Below are 20720 nucleotides of genomic sequence, written 5' to 3'. Positions count from 1 at the left end.
CTGTAGAGGCTGTTCTGGAAGGTGCGGCGTGAAGCGAACGGACCGTTTGTGCCGTCTATGAGCCTGTTGCAAAATTACGCCCACCACGGACCGTGATCGATCGATCACGGCTGAGATGGCCACTGGCGGACAAACGGCGGCGATCGAGACTGATTTGGTACTTCGGTTCAGTCGTTTTCGCCGAAAACGCAACAGGCTCCTATGAGCGTGTAGGTTCCGTTCGCTTCATCCGTTTCCTGCTGCTCTTGCGCTGTCGTGGTGTGAGGTGAACGGTCCGTTCGCCTCACTGGCTGCGGGGTGTGGGCAGGTGGCTTCGCCGTTTCAAAGGCAGAAACCCGCCCTACCGCACCCTTGGACGCCCATTTCCCAAGCAGCCATGCCGGAAACCGCTCGTGAGCGGATCAGGTCTTCTGCAACGACAGGGCGGCGCGGAGGGTGCCGACGATCTCGAACAGCGCCTCCTGGACCGGCCGCCGATCGGGCGGAGGTTGGCGAAGCCGTGGATCAGGTCCGGGAACCGCCGGGCGATCACTGGCACCCCGGCGTCCGCCAGCCGCTGCGCGTAGGCCTCGGCTTCGTCGCGCAGCGGGTCGAACCCGGCCGTGACGACGTGCGCCGTCGGCAACCCACTGAGGTCTTCGGCGAGCAGCACCGAAAGCCGCGGGTCGTGGCGCACGTCCAGGTCGGGCGCGTAGTGGTCCATGAACCATTTCATGTCGCCGTCGGTGAGCAGGAACCCCTTGCCGAACAGCTCGCGCGACCGCCGCCGCGTGGTGGCGTCCACGGCGGGGTAGATCAGCAGTTGGAACACCGGCTTCACCAGCCCGGACCGGGTGGCGTGCAGGGCGACCGAGGTGGCCAGGTTGCCGCCCGCGCTGTCGCCGCCGACCGCGATCAATTCGCTGCTGGTGCCCAGCTTTGCGGCGTTGTCGACGGCGTACCGGTAGGCGGCGATGCAGTCGTCCAGGGCGGCCGGGAACGGGAACTCCGGCGCGAGGCGGTAATCCACCGACAGCACCCGGATACCGGCATGCTTGGCGAGGAACCGGCACAGGTCGTCGTGGCTGTCCAGGTTGCCGATGACCCAGCCGCCGCCGTGGAAGAAGACCAGCAGCGGTCCGGCTTCGGTGAGCTGGCGCGGCCGGTACAGCCGTGCCGCGAGCTCGCCCGCCTCGGTCGGGATGCTCCGGTCCGCCACCACCACGCCGGGCACCGCTGACGTGGAAGTGATCTTGGTCGACCGCCGCATGCCCGCGCGGGCGAGCTCGGGCGTGGCCGCGGCGAGCTGTTCCTGGCCGCTGAGCCGCTGCAGCTTGAGCAGGAGTTGGGCGTCGAGGGCGAGCTCCTGGTCGTCCAGCCGGATCGGCCGCCCCGCGAGGAGGCGTCGCACGGGCCGGGGGAGCGAGAAGATGCCGCGGAGGGCGGCGGCCTCCAGCGTCGGCTGTACAAGTTCGAGGACCTTCGACATCGGCGTGACCTCCCCGGGAAGGCGACAGGTTCTGCTGAGGTTACCCGCAGGTAGCTATGGTGCGGGACACGGCGGATCGGCTTTGACCTCGAGCAAGCTCTAAGTCGTAGCGTGGCGAGAAGTCCTGCGAAAGGCGACAGGCGCAGCTTCGGGTGAAAGGATCAGTGCATGACGGTGACCGTGGTGGGGATCGGCGGATCGGTCCGGCCGGATTCGCAGTCCGAGCGAGCCCTGAACGCCGCGCTCGCCGGGGCGCGTGAAGCGGGGGCGAAGGTCCACGCGATCACGGGCAGCAGCCTGTCGATGCCGTTCTACGACCCGCAGCTGACCGAACGCACCGACAACGCGCTGGAGCTGGTGGACGCCCTGCGCACCGCGGACGGCGTCATCCTCGCCTCGCCGGGCTACCACGGCACGATCTCCGGACTGATCAAGAACGCCCTGGACTACGCAGAAGACCTGCGCGGCGACGACCGCCCCTACCTGGACGGGCGAGCGGTGGGTTGCATCGGCATCGCGTACGGCTGGCAGGCGACGGTCACCACGCTGCAGGCGCTCCGCTCGGTGGTGCACGCCCTGCGAGGCTGGCCGACGCCGCTCGGCGGAGCGGTGAACTCGGGCGAAACGCAATTCGAGCCCGGAGGCGAGTGCGCAGACGAGAAGGTGGCGAACGTCCTCCGCGCCATCGGCCACCAGGTGGTCGACTTCGCCAACCGCGGCTGATCTCCTGCCTGGCGGTGCGGGTGGCGGAACCACGCGCGCAAGCCTGGGCTGCGTGCATGACCTGCGGCTTCGACGTTGCCCTCGCCAGACGACGTCCGCGCAGGCGGGTTGAGCGGTGTGGCGCTCGCAACAGATCCCCACGGCCCTGCATACCGCTTCGAAGTGCGCGGGTACCTCACAGGCAGCACCCTCGAAGGGTCTGCTCGCGTTCGAGGAGGTAGCAGCGCTCATGGCTCAGAAGACCGCTTCGAAGAAGGCCCCGATCACCAGCCCCCTGGGCGACGACCAGGACCGGGAGATCACCGGCAAAGTGCTGCAGGGCACGCTGCTGGACATGATCGACCTGCACCTGGTGGCGAAGCAGGCGCACTGGAACGTCGTCGGCAGGTTGTTCCACGACGTGCACCTTCACCTGGACGAGCTGGTCACCACCGCGCGCGGCTTCGCCGACGACGTCGCGGAGCGCGCCGCCGCCATCGGCATCTCGCCGGACGGGCGCGCCTCGACGGTTGCCGACGGCTCCGGGGTGCCGAAGTTCGACTCGAACTGGCGCAGCGATCGCGAGGTGGTCGAGGCGATCACGAAGACGTTGGCGGAGCTGAACCGTCGGCTCCGCGAACGCATCGACGAGACCGACAAGACCGATCTGGTGACCCAGGACCTTCTGATCGGCATCGCGCGGGAGCTGGAGAAGTCGCACTGGATGTGGCAGGCCCAGCTCGCCGAGTAGCGCCGGACCCGTGAGTGCCTTCGGGCGTGGTGGGAACTCGTCCTGAACCAGCGCCTCGTCGTCGACCACCAGGACGCGGATCACGCTTGCTCCGCAAGGGGAAACCGAGCGGTCGCCGCGAATCCGCCTCCGAGGCCGGTTGGGCCGTGAACTCGCCGTCGAGGAGCTCGACGCGTTCCCGCAGGCCGACGAGCCCCATGCCGCTGCCGGGCAGCGGCTCGACCGGGTTCGGCGGCGCCTCGTTGATCACCTTGTCCTACAAAACCGCTTCCCCGTAGCGCAATTCGACTTCGGTGCGGGCCCCGACGGCGTGCTTGTGGACCCTGGTGAGCGCCTCCTGCACAACGCGGTACGCGGCCTGCTCCACCACCGTCGAAAGCCGCTGCGGCGTCCCGAAGTCGTGGCGGACCACCGGAATCCCGCCGCCCTGGACTGGTCGAGCAGCCGGTGGAGGTCCGCCAGCGTCGGCTGCGGTCCGAGGTGAGGGGCACCCTTGAGTGGTTGTGCCGTGGTTGTGCCGCCCAAGGGTGCCCCTCACCTCTGAAATCACCCGGATCGGCTTGGTGCGTTGGCCTTCCCGGCGCCCGCAACGGGTCAGGCGCGGCGGGCTCGTTCGTATTGCTTGGGCCAGATGTTGTCCGCGTGCAGACGGTCTGCCGCTCGCAGCGGCCAGTGCGGGTCCCGGAGGAGTTCGCGGCCGAGCAGCACCGCGTCCGCCGAGCCGGACGCGACGATCTCCTCCGCCTGCTCAGGCGAGGTGATCAGGCCGACCGCCGCCGTCGGGACGTCCGCCTCCGCGCGGATCTTGCGGGCGAAGCGCACCTGGTAGCCGGCGCCGATCGGAATTTCGGCCTTGGGCACCGCGCCGCCCGTCGAGACGTCGATGAGGTCCACCCCGCGCTCCGCCAGCAGCGCCGACAGCTTCACCGAGTCGTCCCCGGTCCAGCCGCCGTCGGCCCAGTCGGTCGCCGAGAGGCGGACGATCAGCGGCTTGTCGGCCGGCCAGGCAGAGCGCACGGCTTCGGTGATCTCCAGCAGGGCTCGCACCCGGTTGTCGAAGTCGCCGCCGAAGCGGTCGGTCCGGTCGTTGACCAGCGGGGAGTAGAACTGGTGCGCCAGGTAGCCGTGTGCGAAGTGCAGCTCGACGACGTCGAAGCCCGCCGCTTCCGCCCGGCGCGCCGCCGCCGCGAACTGTTCGGGCAGTTCGGCGATCTCGGTTTCGGTCAGCGCGCGCGGCGGGGCCTGGGTGCCGAAGGCGTTGCCGGTCGAACTGACCGTCTGCCAACCTCCCTCGGACGGCGACACCGACTGGCCGCCCTCCCACGGCGGGGTCGTCGATGCCTTGCGGCCGGCGTGCGCGAGCTGCACCCCGGTCGCCGCGCCCTGCGCGTGCAGGAAGTCGTTGATGCGCCGCCACGCCGCGACCTGCTCGTCGTTCCACAGCCCGGTGTCGTGCGGGCTGATCCGGCCTTCCGGGACCACCGCGGTCGCCTCGCTGATGATCAGCCCGGCGCCGCCGGTGGCGAACTGGCCGAGGTGCACCAGGTGCCAGTCGTCGGGCACGCCGTCGGTGGCCGAGTACTGGCACATCGGCGAGACCCACGCGCGGTTCCGGATGACGACGTCGCGCAGCTTGATCGGTTCGAAGAGATGGCTCACGACGGGCATGGACGCTGTGGCGGAACGAGATATTCCGACGGCGCCGTCCATCTCACAATGCGGGCTCCCGGCGCGCCTCAGAGCTTGCCCAGCAGCTCCTCGAAGGCGGCCGCGACGCGGGCGGTGTCGCCGGTGGCGAGCAGGTCGAGCAGCAGGCCGCGCAGGGCCGCGAGCGCCAGCGTCGCCTCGGCATCCGAGCCGCCGAGGGCCTGCTGGAGCCGGGGCAGCCATTCGCGGACGCTTGTCTCGCCGAAGCCGTCCCACGCCCCGCCGCGGGGGTGCAGCGAACGCGCATAGCTCTCGAAGAAGAACCGGATCACGTTTTGGTGCGCCAGGTCGCTGAGCCAGCGCCACAGCGCGCGCAGCGCCTCGGTCCGGTCCGTGCAGTCGTCGAGGGTGTCGGCGAGCAGCCGGAGCTGGACGTCGCGGGCGTGCCGGTGGACTTCCTTGACCAGCCCTTCCTTGGAGCCGAAGAAGTACAGCAGCATGCGCGGGCTGGACCCGACCGCCGCCGCCAGCGGCCGCAGCGACACCTCGGAAAGCCCGTGCGTCGCGGAGTACTCCAGGAGCTTCGCGAGCAGTTCGCCGCGGCGGCCGTCGTCCCGTTGGGTCATCGTCGCCCCTGTTCCGATGCTGGTCAGGCTGCTAGCCTACGAGTGAAACGACTGTTTCAGTCTACTGGAGTTGCGCATGTCGCCCGAGATCAACATCCGGATCGGTCCGCGCCCCGGCGACCTGGGCACCGTGCTGGCGATGCACGGCGAGCTCTACGCGCGGGAATACGACTTCGACGAACGCTTCGAGGCGCACGTCGCGCACGGTCTGGCCGCATTCGCCGCGGCCCTGGGCGAGGCGCGGGACGAGTCGGGCGTCGAACCCGGCTGGGTGTGGGTCGCCGAGCGCGACGGCGAAACCGTCGGCACCGTTGCGCTCACCGACGAAGGTGACGGCGTCGCGCAGCTCCGCTGGTTCCTGGTCGTCCCGGCAATGCGGGGCGGCGGAGTCGGCCGGAAGCTGTTGCACGCCTTGCTGGATCACGCGCGCGAGCACGGCTTCGAGCGCGTGAAGCTGTGGACCGTCGACCCGCTGGAGACGGCCGCCCGGCTGTACCTGGACGCCGGATTCCGCTGCACCGAGCGGAAAACCGTCCGACAGTGGGGGCAGCGGCTCGACGAACTGAGGTACGACCTCGAACTGGGGTGACGGTCATGCGGACCGAGCACTGGCTGCGCGCGGTGGCCGAGTACGTGCGGACCATGAACGAGCTCTACGACCGCTACCTGCTGGCCTGGCCGCCACGACCAGAGCCGCTGCACTGGGTCCGCCGCGGCGACACCTGGATCCTCCGCGGCGAAGTGCTCCCCGACCGGCGGTGCGGCGACTGACGCTGGGCGCAGCCTGACCGGTGCGTGCGAACGCGCTGGGAACTCCATTCCCGGGCTCGCGTGCTGCCGCGTTCAGTGAACGTCCAGCCAATTCTGCGGGAGCTCACGTCGAATTTCCCGCCACAGGCCGATTAGGTTGATTGGTGTCGCCACCGAAAAGGCGACGAAAACCGATCAACCAGGAGGAAGAAATGGCTTTCCCGATTCCCGTTCCCGGCCAGGGTCGGCACCGCCGTCCGTGCCATCTGGGCGAGCGCCCGCAGCGGCCGGGACGGCCCGCGCCGCAGCGGTGACTTCGACCCATTCCGCAACCGATCAGGAGGAAATGATGCCTTTCCCGATTCCAGTCCCCGGCAAGAAGCGGCACCCGCGGCACCCGCGGCACCCGCAGGCCCCGCAGTCGGCTCCGGCCGCGCGCAAGTGACCGAGCGGGAGGGCCGGCGATAACCTTCATCGCCGGCCCTCCCGGTTGCCGTTGGGAGGTCGTAGTGGGAGTGCGCGCGCTATTCCGCCGGTTCTGGCCGTTCCTGCGCCGGGATCGGTTGGCGTTGTCGCTGGCCGGGGCCCTGCTCGTGGTGTCCGCGCTGATGGACACCGCGGGCATCTGGATGTTCATGGTGCTCACCGACGATGCGCTGGCCACCGGCGAACTCGCCGCCTTCTGGGCGCCCGCCGCGGCCTGGGCATCGCGGTGGTGGGTGCCGCGGCGTCGTTGCGCGGCGGACTCCTGTCCGCCAAAATAGCGGAGAAGTTCTTGCTGCGACTCCGCTCGCACGTTTACGAGCACGTGCAGAAAATGCCGCCACACTTCTTCGCAAGACGCAAAACGGGAGACCTGATAGCCCGTTTTTCCGGAGATGTCGAAGCGGTCGAAAGGCTGGTCGCTTCGGGATTGCTCGAAACGGTCGCCGCTGTCGTAGGCGTCGTTCTGTACGCGGGCGCCGCGTTGTACTTGCGCTGGGACCTGGCGCTGCTCTCCTTCGCGCTCGCGCCGGTTTTCTGGATCGTCGCCAGGAATTTCTCGAAGGAGATCCGGTCCGTTTCCACCGAGGAGCGGGCCGCCAACGGGGCGCTCAGCACCGTGGTCGAGGAAGGGCTGTCCAACATCGAGCTGGTGCAGGCGTACAACCAGCAGGAGCGGCAGGCCGCGAAGCTGCACGCCCAGTCCGTCCGCTGGTTCCGCGCGAAGCTCGCCGAGGCGCGGCTGTCCGCCCTGTACGCGCCGCTGGTCACGGTGGTCGAAACGATCTGCATCCTGCTGGTGATCGGCGCCGGCATCTGGGAGATCTCGGTGAACCGCATCACCATCGGCGGGCTCCTGGCCTTCGCCGCCTACCTCGGCTACCACTACCCGCCGCTGCAGAACCTCGGGCAGATCACCATGACCGTGACCGCCGCGCGGGCGGCCTCGGAGCGGTTGGTCGAGATGCTGGACCAGCACTCGGCCGTGCCCGACGACGGCAGCCGGCAGCTGCCCGCCGGCCGGAACAGGGGAATTCGCTTCGAGCGCGTCGAATTCCGCTACCCGGGCGCCGACCGCCCGGCGCTCGCGGGCTTCGACCTGCAGGTCCGGCCTGGCGAGTTCGTCATGGTCACCGGCCCCAGCGGAGCGGGCAAGTCCACGCTGACCAAGCTGCTGCAGCGGTTCTACGACCCCGCAGCGGGACGGCTGGCGATCGACGGTGTGGATCTCACGGACCTCCCGCTGCAGACCGTCCGCGACACGATCGCGCTCGTGCCGCAGGAAGTCGCGGTCTTCCACAGCACTGTGGCGGAAAACATCGCTTTCGGTGCGCCGAACGCCACCCGCTCCGACGTCATCACGGCCGCGCGGGAAGCCGACGCGGACGAGTTCATCCGCAAGCTGCCGGAGAGCTACGACACGGTCCTGAGCGAACGGGGAGCCTTGTTTTCCGGTGGGCAGCGGCGGCGGATCGCGATCGCCCGCGCGGTCCTGCGGCGCGCGCCGGTGCTGGTGCTCGACGAGCCCACCAACGGGCTGGACGTCGCCTCGACCCGCCGGGTGCTCGAACCGCTGCGCCGCCTGGCCCGGACCCGTACCACGATCCTGATCAGCCACGACCTGGACCTGGCGGCCGAAGCGGACCGGATCGTCGTGGTCTACGGCGGGCGGGTCGTGGAGCAGGGTCCGCACCGTGAGCTGCTGGCGAGGGGCGGACTCTACGCGGAGCTGCGCGGACGGAAGCCCGCTGTGCGCGAGCCGGCTCGGGAAGAACCGCGGCAGACGTTTTCGGGCGAGCTGTTCGGACCCGACGAGACGCCGACGGTTCGGCTGCAACGCCCGTGGGCCACCGGCCTGGCCCAGGCCCACCCGATCGGCCGCCGCGCGTGATCAGCCCAGCCCAGCCCAGCCCAGCCCAGCCCAGCCCAGCCCAGCCCAGCCCAGCCCAGCCCAGCCCAGGCCGGGCTCCGAGCGGAGTTCGATCGAACCGCCGGGCCGGTGGAGCTCCAGGACGAATAGCGTTCTCCCCGGCCCTCCACAGTGGACTCGCGGCGTAGCGGGTGCGCTGCGGCCCGACCGACCAGTGGCGCCCGAGCAGGAAACCGTTCAGCCACACCACGCCCTTCTCCCAGCCGGGCAGGGCGAGGAACCCGTCGGCGGGCTCGCCGATCCGCAACACCGCCCGGTGGAAGGCGGGACCGCCCGTGGCGCCGGGCCGGAACGCCAGGCCCGACAGGTCGTCCAGCGGTAGCGGGCGGATCTCCCAGCCGAACAGGGCCTGCGAGCCGTGCAGGACCCGGTCGGTGATGCCCTCGGGGTCGTTGAGCCGCTGCCCGGAGTTGATCCGGCCCCCCGGTGTCGACGAGCAGGTCCAGCTGCACCGACTCACGCGGCACCGGTACCTCCGCCGAACCCTGCGGATCGCTGCGGTCGAGCGTGCCGGTGAGATCGTCGCAGCGCAGCGGCAGATCCGGGTCGGCCAGCAGCGCAGCGGCAGATCCGGGTCCGCCAGCAGCCAGGCTGGCAGGCCGCCGAAGTCCCACTCCGCGCTGATGTACGGGCTCGGCCGAACGGCGACCTTGAGCCCCACCTCGGCGGCGGTCTCGACGAATCGGACGAGGTCACGCCAGCCGGAGAAGTCGACCGCGCCGCTCCGGGGTTCGTGGAAGTTCCACGCGACGTAGGTGTCCACGGTGTTCAGGCAGAGCGCGCGCATCCGGGCGAGTCGGTCCCGCCAGTGGTCGGGGTGGGTGCGGAAGTAGTGCGTCTCGCCAGCGACGATCCGGAACGGTTCGCCGTCGAGCAGGAACTCGTCGCCGCGCACGGTCAACCTGGACGTCTGCTACGCCTTCGCGACGACCCTGTTGGTGCCGACGACCATGCCGCGGTGCCCAACGCGAACCGCCGAGCGCGATCGAGCCGAGGGATCCCCGTCGGTTGACGCCCATCGCGACCCCTCTCTTCGATATTGCGCGAAACGACCTCGATTCCTGCGAGCATCCGGCAGCCGGGATCGCTACCGGATCGGACCAGTCGCCGGGGTCGGAAGCCCCTGGCGTCAGCCGCCGCGCCGTGCCCATGCTGCTGGCATGCCGTCGGACGATGTCCACGCCGTCCGCTCAGCCATCACGTGTCACTACAAGCGCGCCGGGGTGTCGCCGCCCATCGAGATGCTGGAGCGGTTCCGGGTGCTGGCCCGGAAGCGGGCCGCCGGGCGGGTGCTGGACATCGGGGCGTTCCGCCTCGAAGACCTGCTGGCCTACCACCACGTCTCCTACCTCGCGATGCTCGACGCGAAACCCGGCCTGCGCGGCGAACGTCCCGACTTGCCCACCGAATTCATCGACGGAGACCCGGCGAGCCTGCCGTTCCCGGACCGCGCCTTCGACGTGGTGGTCTGCCGGTTCTCCCTGTGCAGCACGGGAAAACCGGAATCGGCGCTGACCGAGATCGGCCGGGTGCTGCGGCCGATCGGCCAACTGCTGTTCCTCGAGCACACCCGGGCGCCCGGCGTCGTCGGCGAGGCGCAGGACCGGGCCCAGGAGATGCTGCACGGCTGCCGCCGCTGCCGCCTCAACGTCGAGGTGCTGGTGCAGCTGCAACGCGCCGGCCTGGTGGTGCGCCGCGCCGACTGGTACTGGCCGTCCGCGCACGTGCGCGCGCCGCTGGTGCAGGGCGTCGCCACCCACACCGACCCCCAGTACGAGCGCGAACTGGGGTGGTTGCGCAACCCGATCCGCAGGACAGGAGACCCGATGTGGCCAGGAAGATAGCGGACTGCCGCAAGTACCCGAGCGAGGCCAACTGCTCGCTCACCATCATCGGCGAGGAAGAAGAGGTTCTGCGTTCCGCCACCGAGCATGCGGTGTCGGTGCACCAGCACGAGGACACCCCCGGACTGCGGGACCAGATCCGCGAGCTGCTGGTGGACGAGCCGGCTGCCGACGGAATGAACTTCGTGCAGCTCATCGAGTTCAAGACCGGAAAGGAGGCCGAGCTGAACAAGCTGATAGACGACTGGGAGGAAGCCACCGGAGGCAAGCGCACCGCGAAGCGAGCGGTGCTGGCCCGGGACCACGAGTACCCGGGGAGCTACTACGAGTTCGTCGAGTTCCCGTCCTACGACGAGGCGATGCGAAATTCTCGGCTCCCGGAGACCGACGAGATCTCCCGCAAGATGCGCGCCCTCTGCGACGAGGAACCGACCTTCCACAACCTCGACGTGGTCCGAGCCGAATCCCTGTGACCCGGACAAGCAGACCCCAATTCCGCAATGCGGAACCCAAGTTCAGTTTTGTGCGATTTCAATGGAAATCAGAGGTTCGATTTCCATTGGGCTTTTTTCATCCTGATCTTGGCTGGTCAGAGGGTGTGGTCGTGGGTGGCGTGGTGTGGGCGGGCTGGCCAGGGCCATGATCATTTATCAAGATCATCTGACGGTGGCCGTGGTCGCGGAGAAGATGTGACGATGATCATGGCCGGTTGGCTGCAACGAGAGTGCCCCCGGCGGGGTTGGGGAGTGTGTGAAAACCCAATCCAGCCCCGCCGAGGGCACCGAACCCATTGTGTACCAAGCCCAACTTCCCGTGTCGAGGGCCACGATCGACTACCTCGCCTCGCTGATCACCACGCACTGCAGGAAAATCCGCTCTCGCTGGCGCAAGGTGACCCCTGGTACGCAGGCGATCATCGTGCTCGCGGTGCTGCGTCACGACCAGCGGCTGCTGGACATGGCCGGCGGCAACAGGGTGTCGGCCTCGACGATCCGCCGCTGGGTGCTGGAGGTCATCGACCTGCTGGCCGCCCGTGCCCCGCGCCTGGACCGCGTCCTGAGCAAAGTGGCCCGCGGCGGGGGTGAGGTCGTGCTGCTGGATGGCACCCTGGTGCGCACCCAGCGCCGCACCGGCAAGAACAACCGGCGCAACTACAGCGGCAAACACAAAGCCCACGGCCTGCTGTTTCTCGCCCTCACCGACCACAAAGGCAACCTGTTGTGGTTCTCTGCGGCCAAACCAGGGCGGGCCTCGGAAGTCACCACCGCCCGCCACAACAACATCACCACCGCACTCCGGGACGCCGAACTCGGCGCGATGTGCGACCTCGGATTCACCGGACTGGAAGACGACCCCGACGAACCCGTGATCATCATCGGCCGCCGCGCCGCCCGCGCCCACCCGCTCACCGACGCCCAGAAACAAGCCAACCAACTCGTTGCCCGCGAACGCGCCACCTGCGAACACGGCTTCGCCGACCTCAAAAACTGGCGCATCCTCACCCGCCTACGCATGCACGCAGCCAACGCCACCCGCCTACTACGGGCCCTGCTGGTGCTGACCAACCTCGAAATCACCCGCTGACAAACGATCATCAAAAATGATCATCGCCCCTGACCAGCCCACACACACCCCACCCCACCCCGTCAACCCCCCACCACCAGCACAAACAGGATGAAAAAACCCCATTGAAATTGTGTTGTGTGGAACTTGGGTATCGCATTGCGGAGTCCTATCTAGTGTCAGCCGAGGCCGACGGCGCGGCGGGCGAAGTGGATCTCCGCCGCGACCTGGCGGAGAGTTTCCGCCACCACCAGCGAGCCGTGGCCCGCGTCGTAGCGGTAGAACTCGAACGGGATCTCCCGCGGCCCCAACCGGTCCAGGTAGTTCAGGATCTGCTGGATCGGGCAGCGCGGGTCGTTGTCCCCGGCCAGCACCAGCACCGGCGCCCGCACCTCGTCCACGTAGGTGATCGGCGAAGCCTTCCGGTAGACCTCCGGCACGTCTTCCGGCGAGCCGCCGAAAAGCGCCCGGTCGTAGGCCCGCAGCGGCTCCATCTCGTCGGCGTACGCCGAGACGTAGTCGGCCACCGGCACGCCGGCGACGCCGCCGGCCCAGCGCTCCGGCTGCGTCCCCAACGCCAGCAGCGTCAGGTAGCCGCCCCACGACGCACCCACGACGACGCTCAGCGCCGGCGTGGTCAGCCCCGCCTCGATCGCCCAGTCGTGCACCCGCGCGACGTCGGCCAACTCCGTCAGGCCCGGCCGGCCCTCGATGGCGTCCCGCCACGCCGAGCCGTACCCGGTCGAACCCCGGTAGTTGATCTCCACCACGGCGAACCCGGCGTCCAGCCAAGCCGCCCGGTAGGCGGAGAACCGGTCCTCGTCGGCCGCGTGCGGCCCGCCGTGCAGGTTGAACACCGTCGGCAACGGCCCTTCCCCGGCGTCGGCCGGGCGCGCCACCAGCGCGTGCACCGTCTCGTTCGGCCCGTACGGGACCTCGACGAACACGTCGTTGACGGCCTCCGAACCCGGCGCGCGGTCGCCGGGCGGCGTCAGCAGCACCCGGTCCTCACCGTCGCGCGAAACCGTCCGTACCAGCGAAGGTGTCGCCGCCGACGACCACACGTACTCCACCGAGTGGTCCGGGCGCACCGACGCGCCCGCCACCGTGCCCGGCGGGGTCGCCAGTTCGGTGAGGGTCTCTTCCGCGAGGTCGTAGCGGTGCATCGTGGTCCGCGCGTGGTGGGTGTGCGCGATCAGCAGCGCCTTGCCGTCCGGGTACCAGTCGGCGGAGACCTCACCGGGCAGGTCGAGCTTGATCTCGCTCTCGGTGTCCGCAGCGACGTCCCAGATCAGCAGCTCCTCCTTGCCGCGCCGCTCGTGCAGCACCAGCAGCCGGGGGTCGCCGGTGACCGGCGCGAACGCCAGCGCGTCCAGGCCCTTGCCGGGGCCGTCCCACTTCTCGGTGACCTCGGAGCCGTCGACGCGCAGCACCCGCAGCGCGGGGTGGCGGCTGTCGCCGTGCTCGGAGTGCGAGATCACCACCATCGACTCGTCCCAGGACATGGCGGACAACCCGCCGTCCTGCTCGTGCTGGTAGAGCACCTCCGGACGGCCGCCGTCGCGCGCCACCCACACCGTCACGCCGTCGTCGGTGGACATCCCCACGCCGATCACCGACGACCCGAGCTCCAGGCCCGCCGGGTACCCGGGGTGGGTGTCCGGCAGACCCGGCCGGGTCTCACCGGAGGCGAACGGCTCGACCACCCAGCTGCCGAACTCGTCGCCGTCGGTGTCGTCGAACCACCAGACCTGCTCGCCGTCCGCGGACAACGTGCCGTGGAATGTCCCCTGTGGACGGTCGGTGATCTGGCGATGCTCGTCGGAGTCGCGGTCCCAGGCATAGATCTCCCAGGTGCCGCTGACATTCGACACGTACAGGCTGCGTTGCGCCGCGTCCCGCGCCCAGTCCGGCAGCGACACGCGGGGCGCGCTGAACCGGGCCCGCCAGCGGGCCTCGCGATCCGGGTCGTCGAACAGCTTCTCGGGGATCTGCGCTTCGGGGTAGGTGCTCACGCCTCGATACTGCCCGATGACGCAGCCACCTGCGGAGCAGGTGCACCATCACCCGTTCGATTGAAGCGGCGCAATTTCGCGAGAAATTGACCGTCACCCGGGTGAACGCCAATTTCTCGCGAAATCGCGCACCCCCAGGTCGGCGTCAGCGACGCACCTCGAACAGGGAAGCAGCCGAACTCCACGGCCCGCACGTGCACCACCGCGACCTCCGGGGCCATCAGGAGATCGCCGGCCGTGCGCTCGGACAGCTTGGTGTTGCCGTAGAGCAGGACGCCGCCGAGGATCCGGCCGTCCCGGAGTAGGAATGCAGCAGCACGTGGCGTCGGCCGCGCAGTGGTTCGGGCCACTCCGAGGAAGCCGATCCGTCGCAGGTTTCGGCGTGGATGAAGACGGGGCCGACCTCCTCGTACGCGCCGGGATCGATCCCGCTGTCCCGCCCCCAGCGCCGCAGCGGAGCGTACGAGGCCAGCGAAATCCGCTCGCCCGGCCGGCAGCAGCGCAGCGGCTGGCCGTACTCGTCGTCTTCGATGTAGGTGGACGGCTCACGACCGGCGTCGCCCAGCTTGCGGAGCTCGTCGAGCACCGTCGGGTCGATGGGCAGCACCTGAAAGGCCATGCCTCGATCCTGATCCCCCGAGCCCCCCGAAGCCGACGGAAGCCGACGGAAAACGGCCCCCTCGCTGAGGAACTCCCGGGGGCGCAGAAGAAAGTGGCCTTGGCCGGATACTCCGGCCAAGGCCACTTTCTGCGTCGGGGTGGCGGGATTTGAACCCACGACCTCTTCGACCCGAACGAAGCGCGCTCCCAAGCTGCGCCACACCCCGATCTTCCAGCGGTGAACATCTCGGGTGCTCGTCCAACCGCTGGATCATAGTTTAGCGGACGCTCTCACCTGCCCCGAACGGGGTCCTCTTATGGGTGTTTTCGCTGGTAGATGTCGGTTTTTCGGACCTGGGGAGCAAGGTCAGCAAGGTGGCCTCCGGCGGGCAGGCGAAACGCACCGGAGCGTACGGCGAGGTGCCCAGCCCGGCCGACACGTGCAGGTGCATGCGCTCGCCCCAGGTGGACGCGCCGCGCGCCCGCGACCGGTCCAGCTCGCAGTTGGTCACCAGCGCCCCGTAGCCGGGCAGCCGCAGCTGCCCGCCGTGGGTGTGACCGGCCAGCACCAGGTCGTAGCCGTCCTCGGCGAACGAGTCGAGCACCCGCGGCTCGGGGGAGTGCGTCACGCCCAGGCGCAGCTGGACGTCGGCGGGCGCGGGCCCGCCGATCAGGTCGTAGCGGTCCAGGTGCAGGTGCGGGTCGTCGAGCCCGGCCAGGTGGATCCGCATCCCGGCGACCTCGATCTCGTGCCGCCGGTGCGTCGCGTCCAGCCAACCACGCTCGGTCATCGCCGCCCGCAGGTCGCGCCACGGCAGCGGTTCCCCGTGGATGCGCTGGGCCTTCCGCGACGGCAGCAGGTAGCGGGCCGGGTTCTTCGCGGTCGGCCCGTAGTAGTCGTTGCTGCCGAAGACGAAGATGCCCGGCCGGTCCAGCAGCGGGCCCATCGCACGCAGCGCCGCGGGCACCGCCTGCGGGTGCGCCAGGTTGTCGCCGGTGTTGACCACCAGATCCGGGTCCAGCTCGGCGAGGGCGGCGACCCACCGCTGCTTGGACCGCTGGTTCGGGGTCATGTGCAGGTCGGAGATGTGCAGCACGCGAAGCGGTGCCGCGTCCTCGGCGAGCACCGGCAGCGTCGCCTGCCGCAGCGTCCAGTGGCGACGTTCGATCGCGGCCGAGTAGGCGACCGCGGCGGCGCCGAGAGCGCCCGTGCTGAGCAGAATCCGCCCGAACTTGTTCACCCCACCAACCCTACGACGACACCGCCTCCGGCGACTGACGGCCCGTGACCGACGGTGGCGCTCCGGAGACCGAGGTCGTGGCGGGCCGGTGCGCCGGCAGCGGGATAATCGCCGCATGGCCGAGCTCAAGGACAAGCTGCGCGCGGATCTCTCCGCCGCGATGAAGCAACGCGACACCACCGTCACCGGGGTCCTGCGGATGGCGCTGGCCGCCGTCAGTAAGGAGGAGGTCGCCGGCAAGCAGGCACGCGAGCTCACCAACGAAGAGGTACAGCGCGTGCTGAACAAGGAGGCCAAGAAGCGCGACGAGGCCGCGGAGGCGTTCCGCGGGGCCGCGCGCGCGGAGCAGGCCGACGCCGAGCTCGGCGAGGGGGAGATCCTGCGGCGCTACCTGCCGAAGCCGCTGGGCGACGACGAGTTGGCGCAGCTCGTCAAGGACGCCGTCGCGGAGGTCGAAGGCGAACTCGGCGAGCGGCCGGGCATGAAGCAGATGGGCCAGGTCATGAAGGCGGCCAACGCAAAGGTGGCGGGCCGCGCCGAAGGCGGCAAGGTCGCAGCCCTGGTCAAGGCCGAACTCGCCGACTGACACCCGAGGTCTTGTTCTTGCTGGTCACGAGGCCGTGGGTCTTTCGGGGCGCCATAGCAGCCCGCGGCGAACGCGGGCGGTGGACATGGTGGACTGGTAGCCCCGGAGGAAGCGGAAGCGCTCCGCCAAGGCGATCAGGCGCGCCGCCGACTCGGCCGCCCGCGCATCGACGGCGCGGTCGGCCCGGTCGACGTCCACCCAGGCCAGTGCCAGCAGGAGCGCACCGCAGATCGGGAAGTCCTCCAGGTGCGGTGACGTCTTGGCGAGGCGCTCGGCGAGCATCGCGGTCAGGGCGTGCGGGATCCTCGGCGAGGTCGAGCCGCCCGTGCTGGGCGTGGGCGATCACCGCGACGGCCGGGTTCTCCAGGGCCCGCGGCCGTAGGCCGCGCGGGTCGGCGCGCAAGACCTGGCTCTCCAAGGTTTCGCAGCCGGTCGGCGGCCCGTCACCATAGGCGCGCAGGCCCGTGTCGACGGCGCCGCGGGCGAGCGAGATCTCCGCCCGCCCGGAGAGGTCCGGCACCAGTTCGGCGACGGATTCGTCCACCCGGTTCAACTCGGTCAGCGCCAACCACTGCTCGGCCTCGTCGACGGTGCCGAGCTGGAGGTTGGCCAGCACCATCACCCAACGCGGGTGGGTCACGTCGGACCACGCCAGCAGGACGAGCAGGCCACGCAGCCGGGGACCGGTGATCTCCTCGCCCCGGAATGCCACCCGGACAACAGCGTCAGCTCCGCGATCACCGGACCAGGCGAGAGCCGGGAAGCTGTTCCGGAATTAGCTTTCGTTCTCCGTTTGAAGCGCCGGAGGCGCTTGGCCCGCCCTCGCAACCGGCACGCCGCCGGATCTCAGAGCGTGTCCACCCCGTCGGGCTCTTGGCGAGGCCAGTCCCCGAAGCCGCGTATTGGTCTTGCACAAATCGGGGATCCCGCACCGCCAAACGAGCCTGGAAACAGCTTCTATTCGCCTGCGGCGTTGCGGCGCCAGTAGGCGAGGGCGTAGAGGCGACGCCGTTCCAGGCCTAATTCCTGCTGGCAGTGCTCGCGGAGCTGGTGGACCACGTCGGCCTCCGCGCCGATCCACAAGTGCGGGTTCGGGCCGAGCTCGGCCGACCGCAGCGCGTCCACGAGCAGCGCGCTCTCGCCTGCCGGGACGCCGTCGCGGTGCAGCCAGTGCCAGGCCACATCGGCGTCGGAGGGGAGCGCCTGCTCCTCCGCGGCGTCAGCGACCTCGGCGAACACCTGCACGCGGGCCGCCGCGGGCAGCTCCGCCAGGATCGCCGCGATGGCCGGCAGCGCCGTCTCGTCCCCGACCAGCACCAGCGGGTCGGCGTCCGGCTGCGGCTGGTACGCCGGGCTGGGACCGACGGTGACGATCTGCTCGCCGGGCGCGGCCTGCGCCGCCCAGGCGCTTCCCGGGCCGTCGTGGTCGTGCACGACGAAGTCGATCGCCAGCTCCTGCCGCTGCGGGTCGAACCAGCGGACCGTGTAGGTGCGCTGCCGCGGCTGCTGCTCGCGTGGCAGCGCGAACACTTCGGCGCGGGTCCGGCCCAGCGGCATCGGCTGGCCGGGCTGCGACAGGCACAGCTTGATCCGCTGGTCGCTACCGTTGCTGACGAAGTCCGAGAGCTCCGAGCCGCCGAGCGTGACGCGCACCATCCGGGGCGTGACTCGCTCGGTCGCCCGCACCTCCAGCAACCGGTAGCGGGATCGCGCGCGCCTGGTGCTCACCTGCGTGTTCGTCACGCCCCGAGTCTAAGAACCGCCGACCCGACCCATCGCGCGACGGTCCCGACCGCAATTTCAATGGAACTTGCGGAAGTTCCCCACAGCCCCCGGCGTGTCGGGATCCGACACGCCGGAGGTCCGCAAGTTCCATTGAAATCGAAGGTCCGATTTCAATGGAACTTGCGGTCGGTCACGGCGGGAAGATGCCCGGCGGCAGCACGGGTTGTTCCGGCTGCTGCGGTGGCCGGCCGCCCGGCTGCTGCGGCGGTTGGCCCTGCTGCGGCGGGCCGGGTGGAGGCTTTTCCGGCGACGGCGGCGGCACGTACCCGGTGCTGACCGAGATCGTCACGACCTCGCCGGGCAGTGCGAAGCCGCGCGGCGTCTGGCTGGTCACCGTGCCCTGCTTGCGCGTGCTGCTCACCGAGCGCTGCTGGACCTTGTAGCCTGCCTTCTCCAGCGTCTCGGTGGCCCGCTTCGCGTCCGTGCCGACGACATTGGGCACCTGGAACTCGTCGCCGCCGTCCTCGTACCGCTTGGTGGTCGGCGGCAGTGGCAGCACCGGCAGACCCTCGTGGATGACCTTCATCGCGTCGAAGAAGGTCCGTGCCGGCACCTTGCCGCCGTAGATGTTGCCGCCGTTGACCCCGCACAACCTGGGCGGGTCGGAGTCGCAGATGCCCTGCGGCGAGGTGCCGTCGCTGAAGGTCAGCACCGCGCCCGCGAACTGCGGGGTGGCGCCCAGGAAACCGGCCGACTGGTGGGCCTCGGTGGTGCCGGTCTTCGAGGCCAGCGGCCGGTTCCAGCCGGCCGCTGCGGCCGCTGCGGCGGCGGTCCCGCCGGGCAGGTCGTCGCGGCTCATCCCGACGGCCAGCGCGTTCGCCAGGCCCGTGTCCACGGCCTGCTCGCACGGGTCCTCGGTGATCGACACCGGGTTGCCGTTGCGGTCCAGGATCTGCTCGACCGGCGTCGGCGGGCACCACACGCCGCCGCTCATGATCGTGGCGGCGACGTTGCTGAGCTCCAGCGGGCTGGTCGGCGCGTAGCCCAGCGTGAACGCGCCGATGTTGCGCTGCTTGACCTGCTCGGCCTGGGAGAGCCCGTTGGCCCCGTTCGGCGCCAGCGGGTCGCCGCCCGCGGTGTGGGCGAGCAGCGTTTCGCGCATCCCGAGCCGCGCCGCCATGTCCACCGTCTGCGCGAGCCCGACGCGTTCCTGCAACGCCACGAAACCGGTGTTCGGCGAGGTCGCCAGGGCCATCTGCAGGGTACGCGGGCCGGGCGCCACGCCTTCGGCGTTGCCCACGGTGTAGGGCGCCATGCCGTTCTTGTACACCGAGGACGTGTAGGAGCCCGGCGCCTGGATGGTGTTGTAGATGCCCATCCCCTTCTCCAGCGCGGCCGCCGAGGTGAACACCTTGTAGACCGACCCGGCGCCGAACTTGACCACGCCGCTGGGCAGCGCGTACGCGGTCTGCCCCTTGGAGGCGTCGAGCCCGAAGTCGCGGTTGGCGACCAGCGCGCGCACCCGGTGCTTGTCCTGGCCGGGCTCCACCACGCTCATCACGTTGGCGATGCCCTTCGCCGTCTTCGGCACGCCGCGCTCGGCGGCAGCCTTAGCCGCGTCGGTGGCGCGCGTGTCCAGCGTGGTGCGGATGGTGTAGCCGCCGCGTTTGAGCTGCTCCTCGGTAAACCCGGCGCGCTCCAGATAGTCGATGACGTACTTGCAGAAGAACCCGTCCGACGGTCCGGCGCCGACGCAGCCGTTGGGGATGCCGCGCAGCGGTTGCGCGAGTCCCAGCGGCGAGTTGCGGGCCTCCTCGGCGGCCTCCGCGGTGATCCGGTGCTGGTCCTCCATCGCCTTGATTACCAGGTTGCGGCGGTTGAGCGCCTCGCTGGAGTTGTTCTCCGGGTTCAGCGCGCTCGGACTGTTGACCATGCCGGCCAGCAGCGCGGCCTGCGCGATCGTGAGCTGGTCGGGTGTGGTGTCGAAGTAGGTGCGGGAGGCGGCGGCGATCCCGTAGGCCTGGTTCCCGTAGGGCACCACGTTGAGGTAGCGGGCGAGCACGTCCTCCTTGCTGAGCTGCTTCTCCACCTGCAGCGCGATCCGGATCTCGCGCAGCTTGCGCGCCGGGGTCTGCTCGATGGCCTTCGCCTGCTTCACCGGGTCGCCGGCGGCGACGACGTGCACCAGGTAGTTCTTCACGTACTGCTGGGTCAGTGTCGAGCCGCCCTGCGCGATCTCGCCGGACATCTGGTTGGTCACGGCGGCGCGCACGGTGCCCGCCCAGTCCACGCCGTGGTGGTCGAAGAACCGCCGGTCCTCGATCGCCACGATCGCCGCCTTCATGGTGTCGGCGATCTGGTCCGGCTGGGCCGGGGTCCGGTTCTGGTCGAAGAGGTACGCGATCGGCCGACCGTCCCGATTTGTGATCGTCGTCACAAGCGGCGGTTCCTTGGTCATCAAGTCGGTGGAGATGCTGTTGACGGCGTCGCTGGCGCGGTTGGAAACCACTCCGAGTGACCCCGTTATCGGGAACAGCAAACCGGCCACCAGGACGCCAGCCAGCACACACAGACCGAATAGCTTCAACAAGCCGTCTCGGGCACGCACTCAGCCAGAGTAAGTCGGGGCGGCTTCGTGACGGAGTGTCACGGGCAAGATCCGCCCGATGTGATGAGTTCGAAAGATAACGGAGCGACAACCCTTGTTTGGTTGTGGAACCAGCGGGCTCTACAGTCCGTCTACGTCCAGCGACAGCACTGTTGTGGTCAAAACAGTTCAGGGCACAACA

At 69.6% G+C, this 20720-nt stretch carries 19 protein-coding genes, 1 tRNA gene and 2 pseudogenes; 11 read left to right on the top strand and 11 right to left on the bottom strand.

Going from position 1 to position 20720, the window contains the following annotated elements:
- Positions 1–401: 401 nt before the first annotated feature.
- A pseudogene (locus DL519_RS28775) lies at positions 402–1468 on the bottom strand (alpha/beta hydrolase).
- 168 nt (positions 1469–1636) lie between these two features.
- On the opposite strand from DL519_RS28775, the gene DL519_RS28770 reads away from it, so the two are divergent.
- The 3 genes from DL519_RS28770 (at position 1637) to DL519_RS28760 (ending at position 3405) form a co-directional block, all read left to right on the top strand.
- Positions 1637–2191, top strand: a complete 555-nt coding sequence (locus DL519_RS28770; protein ID WP_190819414.1) for an NADPH-dependent FMN reductase — start codon at positions 1637–1639, stop codon at positions 2189–2191.
- A gap of 229 nt (positions 2192–2420) precedes the next feature.
- Positions 2421–2921 carry a Dps family protein gene (locus DL519_RS28765; RefSeq protein WP_168586164.1) on the top strand — a complete coding sequence of 167 codons (501 nt, stop codon included), beginning with the start codon at positions 2421–2423 and terminating at the stop codon, positions 2919–2921.
- 139 nt (positions 2922–3060) lie between these two features.
- Complete coding sequence (locus DL519_RS28760) at positions 3061–3405, top strand: hypothetical protein (protein ID WP_190819412.1); 345 nt, start codon at positions 3061–3063, stop codon at positions 3403–3405.
- Positions 3406–3515: 110 nt separating this feature from the next.
- Here the strand turns inward: DL519_RS28760 and DL519_RS28755 are convergent, their stop codons facing one another.
- Both DL519_RS28755 and DL519_RS28750 read right to left on the bottom strand, forming a co-directional pair.
- Positions 3516–4589, bottom strand: a complete 1074-nt coding sequence (locus tag DL519_RS28755) for an NADH:flavin oxidoreductase/NADH oxidase (protein ID WP_190819410.1) — start codon at positions 4587–4589, stop codon at positions 3516–3518.
- Between the two features lie 68 nt (positions 4590–4657).
- Positions 4658–5194, bottom strand: coding sequence for a TetR/AcrR family transcriptional regulator (locus DL519_RS28750; RefSeq protein WP_190819408.1), 537 nt, complete (start codon positions 5192–5194; stop codon positions 4658–4660).
- Positions 5195–5270: 76 nt separating this feature from the next.
- On the opposite strand from DL519_RS28750, the gene DL519_RS28745 reads away from it, so the two are divergent.
- The 4 genes from DL519_RS28745 to DL519_RS28730 all read left to right on the top strand — a co-directional run bounded on the left by DL519_RS28745 (position 5271) and on the right by DL519_RS28730 (position 8318).
- Positions 5271–5783 carry a GNAT family N-acetyltransferase gene (locus tag DL519_RS28745; protein ID WP_190819406.1) on the top strand — a complete coding sequence of 171 codons (513 nt, stop codon included), beginning with the start codon at positions 5271–5273 and terminating at the stop codon, positions 5781–5783.
- A 5-nt stretch (positions 5784–5788) separates the two neighbouring features.
- Positions 5789–5965, top strand: coding sequence for a hypothetical protein (locus DL519_RS28740; RefSeq protein ID WP_190819404.1), 177 nt, complete (start codon positions 5789–5791; stop codon positions 5963–5965).
- A 488-nt stretch (positions 5966–6453) separates the two neighbouring features.
- Positions 6454–6708 carry a hypothetical protein gene (locus DL519_RS28735; RefSeq protein WP_190819402.1) on the top strand — a complete coding sequence of 85 codons (255 nt, stop codon included), beginning with the start codon at positions 6454–6456 and terminating at the stop codon, positions 6706–6708.
- Positions 6660–8318 (top strand): ABC transporter ATP-binding protein, encoded by a 1659-nt coding sequence (locus tag DL519_RS28730; protein ID WP_190819400.1) that lies wholly within the window; start codon positions 6660–6662, stop codon positions 8316–8318. Before DL519_RS28735 ends, DL519_RS28730 begins: the two co-directional genes overlap by 49 nt.
- 190 nt (positions 8319–8508) lie before the next feature.
- Here the strand turns inward: DL519_RS28730 and DL519_RS50415 are convergent.
- A pseudogene (locus DL519_RS50415) lies at positions 8509–9252 on the bottom strand (beta-galactosidase); the annotation flags it as partial.
- Positions 9253–9517: 265 nt separating this feature from the next.
- Here DL519_RS50415 and DL519_RS28720 point away from each other — a divergent pair.
- The 3 genes from DL519_RS28720 (at position 9518) to DL519_RS28710 (ending at position 11785) form a co-directional block, all read left to right on the top strand.
- The gene (locus tag DL519_RS28720; protein WP_190819398.1) at positions 9518–10201 is read left to right on the top strand and encodes a class I SAM-dependent methyltransferase; all 684 of its coding nucleotides are present in this window, start codon (positions 9518–9520) and stop codon (positions 10199–10201) included.
- Complete coding sequence (locus DL519_RS28715; protein WP_190819397.1) at positions 10186–10674, top strand: DUF1059 domain-containing protein; 489 nt, start codon at positions 10186–10188, stop codon at positions 10672–10674. The genes DL519_RS28720 and DL519_RS28715 overlap by 16 nt, the downstream gene beginning before the upstream one ends.
- A gap of 277 nt (positions 10675–10951) precedes the next feature.
- Complete coding sequence (locus DL519_RS28710) at positions 10952–11785, top strand: transposase family protein (protein WP_190813279.1); 834 nt, start codon at positions 10952–10954, stop codon at positions 11783–11785.
- A 158-nt stretch (positions 11786–11943) separates the two neighbouring features.
- Here DL519_RS28710 and DL519_RS28705 read toward each other — a convergent pair whose 3' ends face one another.
- From DL519_RS28705 to DL519_RS28690, 4 genes are all read right to left on the bottom strand, one after another.
- Positions 11944–13779 carry a S9 family peptidase gene (locus DL519_RS28705; protein ID WP_190819395.1) on the bottom strand — a complete coding sequence of 612 codons (1836 nt, stop codon included), beginning with the start codon at positions 13777–13779 and terminating at the stop codon, positions 11944–11946.
- Positions 13780–13999: 220 nt separating this feature from the next.
- Positions 14000–14398, bottom strand: coding sequence for a DUF1203 domain-containing protein (locus DL519_RS49055; RefSeq protein ID WP_263399732.1), 399 nt, complete (start codon positions 14396–14398; stop codon positions 14000–14002).
- Positions 14399–14532: 134 nt separating this feature from the next.
- A tRNA-Pro gene (locus DL519_RS28695) sits at positions 14533–14606 on the bottom strand.
- Between the two features lie 51 nt (positions 14607–14657).
- Positions 14658–15620, bottom strand: coding sequence for a metallophosphoesterase (locus tag DL519_RS28690; protein WP_190819393.1), 963 nt, complete (start codon positions 15618–15620; stop codon positions 14658–14660).
- A 115-nt stretch (positions 15621–15735) separates the two neighbouring features.
- Between DL519_RS28690 and DL519_RS28685 the strand changes: the two genes are divergently transcribed.
- Complete coding sequence (locus DL519_RS28685; RefSeq protein WP_190819391.1) at positions 15736–16206, top strand: GatB/YqeY domain-containing protein; 471 nt, start codon at positions 15736–15738, stop codon at positions 16204–16206.
- Here the strand turns inward: DL519_RS28685 and DL519_RS28680 are convergent.
- The 3 genes from DL519_RS28680 to DL519_RS28670 form a co-directional block, all read right to left on the bottom strand.
- Entirely contained in the window at positions 16184–16918 is a 735-nt protein-coding gene (locus tag DL519_RS28680; protein WP_190819389.1) for a hypothetical protein, read from the bottom strand. The genes DL519_RS28685 and DL519_RS28680 overlap by 23 nt on opposite strands.
- Positions 16919–17163: 245 nt before the next feature.
- On the bottom strand, positions 17164–17934 hold the full coding sequence (locus DL519_RS28675; protein ID WP_190819387.1) for a siderophore-interacting protein: 771 nt from the start codon (positions 17932–17934) through the stop codon (positions 17164–17166).
- 187 nt (positions 17935–18121) lie between these two features.
- Positions 18122–20539, bottom strand: a complete 2418-nt coding sequence (locus tag DL519_RS28670) for a transglycosylase domain-containing protein (RefSeq protein ID WP_190819385.1) — start codon at positions 20537–20539, stop codon at positions 18122–18124.
- Between the last annotated feature and the right edge of the window lie 181 nt (positions 20540–20720).

The organism is Saccharopolyspora pogona (genome assembly GCF_014697215.1).
GTDB lineage: Bacteria > Actinomycetota > Actinomycetes > Mycobacteriales > Pseudonocardiaceae > Saccharopolyspora > Saccharopolyspora hattusasensis.
This window is presented reverse-complemented; position numbering and strand designations above follow the sequence as displayed.

Excerpts from the sequence above, each read along its gene's own strand:
- DL519_RS28770 (WP_190819414.1), top strand. The coding sequence starts at position 1,637 with ATGACGGTGACCGTGGTGGGGATCGGCGGATCGGTCCGGCCGGATTCG.
- DL519_RS28765 (WP_168586164.1), top strand. The coding sequence starts at position 2,421 with ATGGCTCAGAAGACCGCTTCGAAGAAGGCCCCGATCACCAGCCCCCTG.
- DL519_RS28755 (WP_190819410.1), bottom strand. The coding sequence starts at position 4,589 with ATGCCCGTCGTGAGCCATCTCTTCGAACCGATCAAGCTGCGCGACGTC.
- DL519_RS28750 (WP_190819408.1), bottom strand. The coding sequence starts at position 5,194 with ATGACCCAACGGGACGACGGCCGCCGCGGCGAACTGCTCGCGAAGCTC.
- DL519_RS28745 (WP_190819406.1), top strand. The coding sequence starts at position 5,271 with ATGTCGCCCGAGATCAACATCCGGATCGGTCCGCGCCCCGGCGACCTG.
- DL519_RS28740 (WP_190819404.1), top strand. The coding sequence starts at position 5,789 with ATGCGGACCGAGCACTGGCTGCGCGCGGTGGCCGAGTACGTGCGGACC.
- DL519_RS28720 (WP_190819398.1), top strand. The coding sequence starts at position 9,518 with ATGCCGTCGGACGATGTCCACGCCGTCCGCTCAGCCATCACGTGTCAC.
- DL519_RS49055 (WP_263399732.1), bottom strand. The coding sequence starts at position 14,398 with ATGGCCTTTCAGGTGCTGCCCATCGACCCGACGGTGCTCGACGAGCTC.
- DL519_RS28685 (WP_190819391.1), top strand. The coding sequence starts at position 15,736 with ATGGCCGAGCTCAAGGACAAGCTGCGCGCGGATCTCTCCGCCGCGATG.